Source organism: Acidimicrobiales bacterium (genome assembly GCA_035546775.1).
Lineage (GTDB): Bacteria > Actinomycetota > Acidimicrobiia > Acidimicrobiales > JACCXE01 > JACCXE01.
The window spans coordinates 1-10938 of the sequence record DASZWD010000013.1 but is presented as its reverse complement, the minus strand read 5'-3'; the positions used below and the strand labels follow the sequence as shown (position 1 = coordinate 10938).

The window sequence follows — 10938 nt, the reverse complement described above, 5'->3', positions numbered from 1 at the left end:
GGGTCGAACTCGAAGTCCATCCGCGCGCTGAGCGGCTCCATGTTGCCGCCGGTGACGGCACACCCGTACTCGTTCCAGATCACACCGCACAGCACGTGCAGCGCGGTGTGCGTGCGCATCAGCGCGAAGCGACGATCCCAGTCGACGACGCCGTGCACCGTGTCGCTTACCTCGGGCAACGCGCCGTCGAGCACGTGCACGACCTCGCCGGTGTCGCGGTCCTTGCGCACGTCGACCACGCGGGCGTCGGCGAGGGTGCCGGTGTCGTGGGGTTGGCCGCCGCCGGTCACGTAGAACGCCGTGCGGTCGAGCACGACCCCGCCGTCGACGACGGCCGTCACCGTCGCGTCGAACTCGCGCAACTCGGCGTCGCGCAGGTACAGCAGCTCAGTCGCCATGCACTCTTTCTAGCGAACCGCCCTTGCGCACGATCTCGTCGACGAGGCCGTAACCCACCGCTTGGCCGGCGGTGAGGAAGCGGCCGCGGTCGAAGTCGGCCTCCACCTCCGCCACCGTGTGCCCCGTGGCGCGGGCGAAACGCTTGTGGAACTCGCCGACGAAACGCAGCTCGTGCTCGACGGCATCGGCGAGGTTGCGGGCGAACCCCATCACCGTGTGGCGCGGGTTGACGAGCTGGAACGTGGCGTGCTCGTGGGCGAGGCGACGCGGGGCCACGGCGTAGGGCATCAACGCCACGCCACCGAGCGCCCCGGCGCACGTGGCGCGAAGTTCGACGCCGAGGATCTCGACGGTGTCGGCCAGCGCCATCGCGGCCGTAAGGTCACCGTCGGGGCACGACAGCACGAGGTCGATCGGGTCGTCGCCCGTGGCGTCGAGCAGCATGAGGCGCGCCGATGCGTCGTTGACCGCCAGCAAGTCGAGCGGGCCGGCCACACGCACGATGCGGCGCTCCATCAACCGCTCGGCGAGTTCCTCGTTCACCGGGTTCGGGGTGAACACCGACGGCACGTTCGGCAGGTGCGGCATGGTCATGCGGTCGGCCCCTTCCCCAACTTGAACTGGAGGTCGCGGCCGACCGCCGCGGCGTAGCGGTGCAAGGTGGAAAGGCGCACATCGGCGTCGCCCGCTTCGAGGCGCGCCACCGCCGACTGCGAGGTGCCCATGCGCGCCGCCACCACCGTCTGCGACAAGCCCTGCTTCTCCCGCTCGCGCACGAGGGCGACGATCACCTCTCGATTCGGCTCGATCTGGTCGAAGCCGGGGAACCGTGAGCGCCGTCGTTCAGCCATCGCTACAACGCTATACCGAATTCGCTATGGCTTATGCTCCGCGCCATGGCGCGTCTTCCTGCTGAACTGTCGCTGTCCCCCGACGAACTCGACGAGCTCATGACCACCTCGTGGAACATGCGCATCGCCACGACGGGGCCAGGCGACCGCATCAACCTCACACCACTGTGGTTCGGGTGGGCCGGTGGGAGGATCTACTTCTACGCCCGCGGCCAGAAGATCACGAACCTGCGGCGCTCGCCGAACTGCACCGTGCTGGTCGACCGCAACGAGCGCTTCCCCGAACTCCAGGGAGCGATGTTCCAGGGCGTCGCTACGGTGCTCGAGGACGCGGCGGCCGAGGACGCCGACGCGCACCTCGAAGCGGCCCGCTGGCAGATGGGTACCAAGTACGCCGGGGGCCATGGCGAACCGGCGCCGACAACCGACGAACCGATCCGCAACCCCGCGTCGGCGCGAGGCCGCTCGTGGCGCTGGGTGGTCGTCGAGCCGCACAAGGTCGTCACCTGGGACAACCACAAACTCGGTCGGTAGCGGTTAGCTACAGACCAGTTTGTTGCGCTGCACGCAACTGACGGAGAACGAGACCGGCGCGCTATTAGTGCCGTCGCTCACGTTGGCGCCGACGGTGTAGTTGCCGGCGGATCTGAATTTCACCACCGCGGTGTTGGTCGTGCTGGTCGCACCGGTCCACGCGTAGGTAAGCGTGGCACCGTCGGGATCGTGGGCGGTGATGGTGAAGGTGCACGTCTTGGCGCTGCACGACTTCGTTGCGTTGTCGACCACCGGGGGTTGATCACCGGGCGGCGGGGGTGGCGGTGTGATGACCGTGCCCGGCGCGGCGAACGCCGACACGCCGTTCGGGGCGCCGAGGCCCGTCGGGCCGTCGTAGCCGGCGGCGCCGGTGCACAAGTACGCCGGCGAGCACGAGCCGTTGGAACCCACCGTCACGTCGAACAAGCCTGAGGGCGTGGCGTAGGGATAGGACGCCGCGTAGTCGGTCGAGGCCGGCACGCTGGCGACCGCGTAGATCGCGGCGACCACCGGGGCGGCGACGCTGGTGCCACCGAACACGAACCAGTTGGCCCCACCGCTGCCGTAGCTGTCGTAGACGGCGACGCCGGTGCTGGGGTTGGCGACGGCCGACACGTCGGCGATGGTGCGGCGGGCGCAGCCAGAGTCGTGCTGCCACGCCGGCTTGGTGACGTAGGCCGAGCAGCCCGAGCCGGCACCGCTCCACGCCTTCTCGCTGGTGCGGTGACCGGTCGAGTCGAGGGTGAGTGTGGTGCCGCCGACGGCCGTCACGTAGGCCGACGCCGCCGGGTACTCGGCGCCGTAGCCGTCGTCACCGGAACTGACGGTGAACACGACGCCCGGCTTGTCGAAGTGGCTGTCGTAGGACTGCTCGCCGTTGAACTCGCTGCCGCCGTAGCTGTTGGAGACGTAACCCGCGTGCGCCGCCGCGTAGTCGACCGCCGCCATGAGGTCGGTCATGCTGCTCGAGTTCGCCTCGACGAGGAGGATGTGGCAGTTCGGGCACAGCGCCGAGACCATGTCGAGGTCGAGCGCGATCTCCTGGCCCCACCCCTTGCTGCTGGCGGGATACGTCGTGCCGCCGTTCTGGTTGCGCTTGGCGAAGCACCCGTTCGCGGTGGTGCAGGCGGGAAGGCCGAACTGGCTGCGATAGGCGGAGAGGTCGGCTTCGGCCTTCGGGTTGTCGTAAGCGTCGACGATGGCGACCGTCGGCGTGCCCGCGGCGGCACCGACGCCATACGCCGTCTGAAGGTCGGCGGGGCGGTAGCCGTAGCTGTAGCTGGTCGTCGCCATCGGCGTGGCGTTGTCAGCCTGCGTGACAACGTGGGCGTCGCAGTGCGCGTAGCCCGGCTGCGTGGCCGCGCACGTCGCCTTGTCGCCGTGAGCGGCGGGCATGGCCCGGCGAGCGTTGGGCGCCGCATTCGGCGGCGGCGTCGCGGTGGCGATCGACGTTGTAGCCGTGAGACCGGCGGACACGCCCGCGATCAACACCAATTTCCAGACGCGACGAATCACACTGCTCCAATCGGCCTACGCCACAGAGAACTGAGCGTCAGGAGGGACGGACCGAGCGTGGCAGAGTACGGCCACCCATGACAAAAGACGAGTACCGCCGCCACCACGACGAGGACAACGCTCAATTCTCGGATCTCTTGCACGAGCTCGCTCCCGACGAGTGGGAGCAGCCGTCGCTGTGCGAGGGATGGCGGGTGCGCGACGTCGTCGGCCACATCCTGTACGGCAACGAGATGAACCTGGCGACTCTTCCCGTCCGCCTGGCGCGGTACGGATTCTCCTCGGACAAATCCGGGAAGGCGTATTCGATCGCCCGCGCCGAGGGACGGACGCCAGACGAGTTGGTCCGCGCCTTCGACGAACGCGACCCGTGGGCCGGCACGTGCCGGATCTTCCCGCCGAAGCTGACCCTGCTCGACCGCCTCGTGCACCAGCAGGACATCCGCCGCCCGCTCAACCGGCCGCGCACGATCCCCGCGGAACGCATCGTCGCCGTGCTCGACGCCACGCCCACGCTCGGCTCGGTGTTCGGCGCGCGCAAACGCACCAAGGGCCTGCGGTTCGTGGCCGAGGACGTCGACTGGTCGTGGGGCGACGGACCTGTCGTGACCGGGCCCGGTGAGGCGCTGATCATGGCGATGCTGGGGCGCGGCGCGGCGCTCGCCGATCTCACCGGCGACGGCGTGGCGACGTTCTCGGCTCGGTGAGCACAGCCATCAGCGCGCCTGTCGCCCGCATCACCAGCTAGACGTGCAGCGCGCCGCCGCCCACCACGACGGCCTCGCCCGCCACTCGCACCTCAGTCAGCGCGCCGGCACCGTCGCGCGCGACGGTCAGGCGTAGCTCGCTCGGCCGGCCCATCTCGACGCCCTGCACGACGGTGAACTCCGTGGGCTCCAGGCGGGCGACGAAGCCGGCGAAGGCGGCGACGGCCGAACCCGTCGCCGGGTCCTCGGGGATGCCGAAGCCGGGCGCGAACGAGCGGGCCCGCCAGCGCCCGGGCGTCTCCGAAACGACGACGTAGACCTGGTCGAGCGCCCCGGGGACGCCGTGGGCGCGCGCCAGCACGTCGGCGTCACGGACGGCCACGATTGGCCACGGGACACCGCAGTCCCACACCGCCGGCTCGAACGCGGGGTCGAGGTCGGCGATGGTGACGCCGATGGCGGCGGCCGCTTCACCGCGATCGATGTCGCGGGTCCGCGCCGGCAGCTTCGCCGTCGTGAACTCGGCGGTGTCGTCGTGCACGGTGACGCGCACGTCGCCCACGGCCTCGGCGAGGACCACCGCGTCGTCGGCCGAGTGACCGAGGTTGTGCAGCAACACCGCGGTGCCGACGGTGGGATGTCCGGCGAAAGGCAACTCGTTGCCCGGGGTGAAGATGCGCGTCGGGAACGGGCGCGTGCCGGTCGACACGAACACCGTTTCGGACAGGTTGAGTTCGCGAGCGATGCGCTGCATCAGCGCGTCGTCGGTGATGTCCTGGTCGACGAACACCGCCAGCGGATTGCCGGCGAAGGGCTCGGTGGTGAACACGTCGAGCAGGTAGTAGTCAGCCATGAAAGGATCGTAGGAAAGCGATGATCGACTCCGACCAGCATTTGTACGAGCCGCGGTCGATGTGGACCGATCACATCGATCCCGCGATGCGCGGCGACGCCTTGGCGCTGGTCGACGACGACCTTGGCTACACGTGGCTCACGTGGCGCGGCCGGCGCCTGCAACTCGCCGACGTGCACATGCCGGGCAACACCGCGTGGTGCGGCGACCATCGCGAACGCTGGCGCGCCGGCGAGCGCGCCGCCTACGACTACGACGAGGCGCTGCCGGCGTCGTACTGGGACCCGGCGGCGCGCCTCGACTGGCTCGACGAAGCCGGCATCGACGCTGCCGTGCTGTTCCCCAACTACGGGCTGCTGTGGGAGCGCGCGCTCTCGGACGATCTGCCGGCGCTCGTCGCCAACATGACGGCGTGGAACCGCTGGTGCGCCACGGTTCACTTCGAGGGCGACGACCGGCTCAACCCCGTCGCCCACCTCACGCTGCGCGACGCCGAGTGGGCCGAGCGCGAGATCGCGGCGATGGCCAACGCCGGCGTGCGCCTGGCGATGATCGCGCCGGCACCGGTCGACGGGCGGGCCCTGTCGGATCCGGCGCACGACCGGCTGTGGTCGGCGTTCGTCGATCATGGCGTCACGCCCGTCTTCCACGTGGCCGACCAGCCGCGCGTGTTCGACGACTGCTGGTACGCCGACCCTGAAGCGTTCGTGCCCGTCGTCGAGTCGGTGTTCCTGTGGGTGCCGCCGGCGCTGGCGATCACCGACCTCATCGTCAGCGGCACGTTCGACCGCCACCCCGACCTGCGCGTCGGCGTCGTCGAGCTGAGTTCGATCTGGGTGCCGCAGTACCTGCTGATGCTCGACGGCGGATTCGACTTCACCGCGCAGCTCAACGGCCGGCCGCGGGTCGAGTTGGAGATGCGCCCGAGCGACTACGTGTACGAGCACGTCCGTGTCTCGTCGTTCTCCTACGAGAACCCGGCCCGCCTCATGAAGCAGGCGGGCGACATCTTCATGGCGTGCAGCGACTACCCGCACTCCGAAGGCACCGCCACCCCCGCCGCCGACTACGCAGCCGCTGGCTGCGACCCCGCGGCGATGGGCGACTTCTTCAACGGCAACGTCGAGTACCTCATTCGGGCATAGTTGGGGTCCGCACGCGAGAGGGGCACCAACGTGGCTGTCGTCGAGGAGACCAACCCGAACGTCCACTTGGCCGGCAACAAGTGGCCCGTCCCCGACGAGCGCGACGACGTCGCCCTGAAAGTGCGCGGCGTGCTGCCCGACGGGCTCGAGGGCGTGTTCGTGCGCAATGGGCCGAACCCCGTGGTCGTCCCCGGCGAGCGCTACCACATCTTCGACGGCGACGGCATGCTGCACGCCCTTACGATCCGCGACGGCGTCGCGTCGTACCGCAACCGGTGGGTTCGCACCGCCGGGTTCGAGATGGAGCAGGCCGCGGGACGACAGCTGTTCGGCGGCATGACCGACCTCGCCGGCACCGACCGCGACGCCGCCAAGGCGCTCGCCGACAAAGGTGAAGTGCTCAAGAACGTGGCGAACACCCACGTGGTCGAGCACGCCGGTCGCGTGCTGGCGCTGTGGGAGGCGGGCCTGCCCTACGAGGTCACCCGCGAGCTGGACACGGTTGGTCACTACGACTTCGGCGGCGCGCTGCAGGGCCCGATGACCGCGCACCCGAAGTTCGACGCCCGCACCGGCGAGATGATCTTCTTCGGCTACCAGCCGTTCCCGCCCTATCTCCGGCTGCACACCGTCGACGCGACGGGCGCGCTCGTGCGCAGCGTCGACATCGACATCCCGAACCCAGTGATGATCCACGACTTCGCCATCACGGATCGATACGCGGTGTTCCTAGACGCGCCCGCGGTGTTCGACCTGCGCGCCGGTCTCGCGGGTGACCCGTTCGTGCAGTGGCGCCCCGCGGTCGGCTGCCGCGTCGGTGTCATCGCCCGCGACGCGACCAGCGACACGACCCGCTGGTTCGACGTCGAGCCGGGCTACGTCTTCCACTTCCTCAACGCCTTCGACGACGGCGACACCGTGCACCTCGACGGGTGCCGCCAGGACGGTTTCAACATGGCGCAGTCGCCGGAAGAAGCGACCAACCCGGCGCGCACACCGCTCACGCGGTTCAGCGTCGACCTGGTTGCGGGCACGGCGAGCGTGGAGCAACTCGACGATCGCTCAGGGGACTTCCCCCGCACGGCCGACGCCGTCGCCGGCCGGCCCTACCGCTACGGCTACGTCGCCACCCTCGACGAACGCAGCGGCTTCGGCGACTTCACGTCCGTCACCAAATACGACGTGACGAACGGCGCCAGAGAGAGCTTCCGCTACGGCGCCGCCGACACCACAGGCGAGGTCGTCTTCGCCGCCGCGCCCGACGGCGAGAACGAAGACGACGGGTGGCTGCTGAGTTGGGTGCACGACCACGCCAACGACGCCAGCCGCGTCGTCATCCTGGACGCCCGCGCACCCAGCGCGGGTCCCGTCGCAGAAGTGCTCCTGCCTCGCCGCGTGCCGTTCGGCTTCCACGGCAGCTGGCTACCCGCGCACGACTGACCAAGGGCGCTAGCGGCCGAGCTCGGTCACGTCCGCAGTTTTCGCCGGCTTCTGGTGCATGCACAGCAGGGTCTTTCTGCCGTGGGTACACCAGAAGGAGGCTTAGGCGGGGGCTTCGCCGGCGGCTTGGGCTTTGGCCCAGCGGTAGTCGGCCTTGCCCGATGGTGAGCGCTGGACGTGGTCGACGAATTTGAACGCCTTGGGCAACTTGAAGCGGGCGATGTGCTTCTCCGCCTCGGCCAGCAGCGACTTCTCGATCACCTCGTCGGCCGACACGCCGTCGCGCAGCTGCACGATGGCGACGACCTCCGCGCCCCACTTCTCCGACGGGCGACCGGCGACGGTCACGTCGTACACGTCGGGGTGATGGGCCAGCGCCTGCTCGACCTCTTCGGCGAAGATCTTCTCGCCGCCCGAGTTGATGGTGACCGAGTCGCGCCCGTACAACTCGATGATGTTGTCGGCCGTGAGGCGGGCGCGGTCGCCCGGCACCGAGTAGCGCACGCCGCCGATGACGGGGAATGTGCGCGCCGTCTTGTCGGCGTCGCCCAGATACCCGAGGGGGACGCGTCCTTGCTGCGCTAGCCACCCGGTCTCTTCGTGGCCGGCCTCGAGCACCGTCGACAGGTCCTCGCTCACGATGGCGACGCCCGGACCGGGCGTGAACGTGCCCGTCGACGCCGAGCCCGCCTGCGCGCTCACGTTCGACATCTGCGACCCAGTCTCGGAGGCGCCGACGGCGTCGATGATCATCTTGCCGGGCAGGGCGGCGAGGATGCGGTCCTTGAGCGTCGAGTTCAGCGGCGCGCCGCCGGAGATGATGGCGAACAGCGACGACAGGTCGTAGGACTGCTTCTCGATCTGGTCGGCGAGCGGGCGGCCGAAGGCGTCGCCCACGATGAGCATCACGCTGACCTTCTCGCGCTCGACGGTGCGCCACAGGTCGTCGGGGTCGAGGCCGATCACGTCGTCCTGGATCACGACGGTGTTGCCGCCGGTGAACGCGTTGAACGCCATCCAGTGCCCGGCGCCGTGCATGAACGGCGCGGCGGGCAGCATGCGGCCACCGCCGTTCTTGGCCGTCTCGACGATGGCGTCGAGGCTGTCCCACTCGTTGGCGCCGGCGCGACCGCCGAGCGACGCCACGAAGATGTCGGCCTGGCGCCACAGCACACCTTTGGGCATGCCGGTCGTGCCGCCGGTGTAGAGGATGTAGAGGTCGTCGGGGCTCGGCTCGACGGCGGGCGCGTCGGGCGACGACTGCGCCAGCGCGTCCTCGTACCAGACGGCGCCCTCGAGCAGCGGCGTTTCCGAGCCGTCGTCGACCTGGAGCAGCACGGTGAGGTTCGGCAGGTCGGCGCGCACCTCGGCGACGCGATCGGCGAAGGCCGAGTGAAAGACGACGGCCTTCGCCTGGCTGTCGGTGAGCAGGTAACGCAACTCCTCGGCGACGTAGCGGTAGTTCGTGTTGAACGGCGCCACCCGCGCCTTGTACGCGCCGAGCATCGCCTCGAGGTACTCGTTGCCGTTGTAGAGGTAGACAGCGAGGTGGTCCTGGCCCGACTCGTGACCTGCCAGCGCATCACGCTCGGTGTGGGCGCCGAGACCCTGGGCGATCAGGTAGTTGGCGAGGCGGTTGGTGCGCTCGTCGAGCTGGCCGTAGGTGACGCGCCGATCGCGCCACACGATGGCCTCGCGCTCGGGGACGGCCGCGGCGACACCACGGAACACTTCTGCAAGGTTGAACTCCACGCCGGGTGACCGTACTGCGCAGTACGGTGCCGTGCCTATGCGAGCCGTCGTCCTCAATGGTGAACGTGACGTATCGGTCCAAGACGTGCCCGACGCCGGCGTTCCCGGTCCCGACGGCTTGCTGCTGCGCGTCGACAAGACCGCCATCTGCGGATCCGACCTGCATCCGTACCACGGGATCATGGCAATCCCCGGCACCCGCCTCGGCCACGAGTTCGTCGGCACCGTCGAGGACATCGGCGCCGACGTGCGCACCGTGTCCAAGGGCGACCGCGTGCTCGTGTCGGGCGTCATCGGCTGCGGGGTGTGCCCCGCGTGCCGCGCCGGCGACGTCGTCGTGTGCCTCAACAACGGCACCCAGGTCTTCGGCGTGACACCGATCCTCGCCGGCGGCCAGGCCGAGGCCGTCGCCGTACCGGCGGCCGACGGCGTCGTCACCAAGATCCCCAACGGCATCAGCGTCGAGCAGGCGGTGCTGCTGACCGACATCCTGCCGACGGGCTATCTCGGCGCCCGCAGCGCGGACATCACGCCGGGCGACACCGTCGCCGTGATCGGCCTCGGTCCCGTCGGCGTGTTCGCGTTGCAGTGCGCCCAGCTGTTCGGGCCGGCGCGCGTGCTCGCCGTCGACATGGTCCCCGAGCGCCTCGCCCGCGCCGCCGAACTCGGCGCGGAGCCGATCGACGCGTCCGACGGCAACACCGTCGCCAAGATCTACGAGGCGACGGGCGGTCGAGGCGCGACGGCCGTCATCGAAGCGGTCGGCAGCCAGCAGACGATCACCGACGCCATCATGTGCGCCGCGCCCGGCGCCACGATCTCGGTCGTCGGTGTCCACATGGACTTCGCTTTCCCCTATCCCCTGCCCGTGGCGTTGATGAAGCGCCTCACGTTCCGCGTCCAGCTGGCGTCGATCCCCACGACGTGGTCGGCGCTGTTTCCGCTCGTGGCTTCGGGCAAGCTGCAACCCGAAGAGGTCTTCACCCACCGTCTCGGGTTGAGCGACGCGGCGGAGGCGTACCGCCTGTTCGACGCGCGGGAAGACGGCGTGCTCAAGGTGCTGCTCGACCCGTCGCGCTGAGCGAAAGGCGTCACCGCGCCGTGTTGGGGGTGAACTTCACGGGCAGGCGCTTGACGCCGGTCACGAGCGGCATGCCGCCGCCGTTGAGCAGCGCGGGGTACGCGGTCGCCTCGATGTCGGGGAGACGCTCGAAGAGACGCCGGAACATCACGTTGAGCTCGCGCCGGGCGAGGTGAGCGCCGAGGCAGAAGTGCGGGCCGGGTCCGCCGAAGGCGACGTGCGGGTTCGGGTTGCGGCGCACGTCGAACACGTCGGGGTTCTCGAACACGTCCTCGTCCCGTGACGCCGAGCCGTAGAACATCACGACCTTCTCGCCCTGCTTGAACTCGTGACCCGACGCCATCGTGTAGTCCTGCGTCAGCGTGCGGCGCATGTAGACGACCGGACCGGCGTAGCGCACGACCTCTTCGACCGCCGTCGGCGTGACGCCTTCGAGATCGGACTGCCAGATCTTGCGCTGCTCGGGGTTGGTGGTGATGTAGTGCATGCCGTGGCTCAGCGCGGTGCGGGTGGTGTCGTTGCCGGCGACGGCGAGCAGGATGAAGAACGACCCGAGTTCCTGCGGCGTGAGGATGTCGTCTTCGAGCTCCGCGTTGATGAGCTGCGTCGTGAGGTCGTCGCCCGGGTTGTGGCGCTTGTACTCGGCGATCTCGTTCATCAG

Annotated in this window: 12 protein-coding genes; 5 read left to right on the top strand and 7 right to left on the bottom strand. The window is 69.5% G+C overall.

Going from position 1 to position 10938, the window contains the following annotated elements; genetic code table 11:
- The 3 genes from VHC63_02250 to VHC63_02240 all read right to left on the bottom strand — a co-directional run.
- Nucleotides 1-398 (bottom strand): alanyl-tRNA editing protein (locus tag VHC63_02250; protein ID HVV35396.1); only part of this gene is annotated, 398 nt, incomplete at its 3' end.
- Complete coding sequence (locus VHC63_02245; protein ID HVV35395.1) at nt 388-993, bottom strand: ATP-dependent Clp protease proteolytic subunit; 606 nt, start codon at nt 991-993, stop codon at nt 388-390. The genes VHC63_02245 and VHC63_02250, both read right to left, overlap by 11 nt.
- The gene (locus VHC63_02240; protein HVV35394.1) at nt 990-1250 is read right to left on the bottom strand and encodes a helix-turn-helix transcriptional regulator; all 261 of its coding nucleotides are present in this window, start codon (nt 1248-1250) and stop codon (nt 990-992) included. The genes VHC63_02245 and VHC63_02240 overlap by 4 nt, the downstream gene beginning before the upstream one ends.
- 45 nt (nt 1251-1295) lie before the next feature.
- Between VHC63_02240 and VHC63_02235 the strand changes: the two genes are divergently transcribed.
- A complete protein-coding gene (locus VHC63_02235; GenBank protein HVV35393.1) occupies nt 1296-1784 on the top strand; it encodes a pyridoxamine 5'-phosphate oxidase family protein in 489 nt (162 codons plus the stop codon).
- Nucleotides 1785-1787: 3 nt separating this feature from the next.
- Here VHC63_02235 and VHC63_02230 read toward each other — a convergent pair whose 3' ends face one another.
- Complete coding sequence (locus tag VHC63_02230) at nt 1788-3299, bottom strand: hypothetical protein (GenBank protein ID HVV35392.1); 1512 nt, start codon at nt 3297-3299, stop codon at nt 1788-1790.
- Between the two features lie 77 nt (nt 3300-3376).
- Between VHC63_02230 and VHC63_02225 the strand changes: the two genes are divergently transcribed.
- Nucleotides 3377-4006 carry a maleylpyruvate isomerase family mycothiol-dependent enzyme gene (locus VHC63_02225; protein ID HVV35391.1) on the top strand — a complete coding sequence of 210 codons (630 nt, stop codon included), beginning with the start codon at nt 3377-3379 and terminating at the stop codon, nt 4004-4006.
- Nucleotides 4007-4043: 37 nt separating this feature from the next.
- On the opposite strand, the gene VHC63_02220 is transcribed toward VHC63_02225, so the two are convergent.
- Nucleotides 4044-4859 (bottom strand): PhzF family phenazine biosynthesis protein, encoded by an 816-nt coding sequence (locus VHC63_02220; GenBank protein ID HVV35390.1) that lies wholly within the window; start codon nt 4857-4859, stop codon nt 4044-4046.
- 20 nt (nt 4860-4879) lie between these two features.
- Between VHC63_02220 and VHC63_02215 the strand changes: the two genes are divergently transcribed.
- Complete coding sequence (locus tag VHC63_02215) at nt 4880-6004, top strand: amidohydrolase family protein (GenBank protein HVV35389.1); 1125 nt, start codon at nt 4880-4882, stop codon at nt 6002-6004.
- Between the two features lie 30 nt (nt 6005-6034).
- Entirely contained in the window at nt 6035-7444 is a 1410-nt protein-coding gene (locus VHC63_02210) for a carotenoid oxygenase family protein (protein ID HVV35388.1), read from the top strand.
- A 102-nt stretch (nt 7445-7546) separates the two neighbouring features.
- Here VHC63_02210 and VHC63_02205 read toward each other — a convergent pair whose 3' ends face one another.
- On the bottom strand, nt 7547-9196 hold the full coding sequence (locus VHC63_02205) for an acyl-CoA synthetase (GenBank protein ID HVV35387.1): 1650 nt from the start codon (nt 9194-9196) through the stop codon (nt 7547-7549).
- A gap of 37 nt (nt 9197-9233) precedes the next feature.
- Here VHC63_02205 and VHC63_02200 point away from each other — a divergent pair, with 37 nt between their 5' ends.
- Nucleotides 9234-10277, top strand: a complete 1044-nt coding sequence (locus VHC63_02200; GenBank protein ID HVV35386.1) for an alcohol dehydrogenase catalytic domain-containing protein — start codon at nt 9234-9236, stop codon at nt 10275-10277.
- A 10-nt stretch (nt 10278-10287) separates the two neighbouring features.
- On the opposite strand, the gene VHC63_02195 is transcribed toward VHC63_02200, so the two are convergent.
- A partial coding sequence (locus VHC63_02195; protein HVV35385.1) for a cytochrome P450 occupies nt 10288-10938 on the bottom strand: 651 nt, incomplete at its 5' end.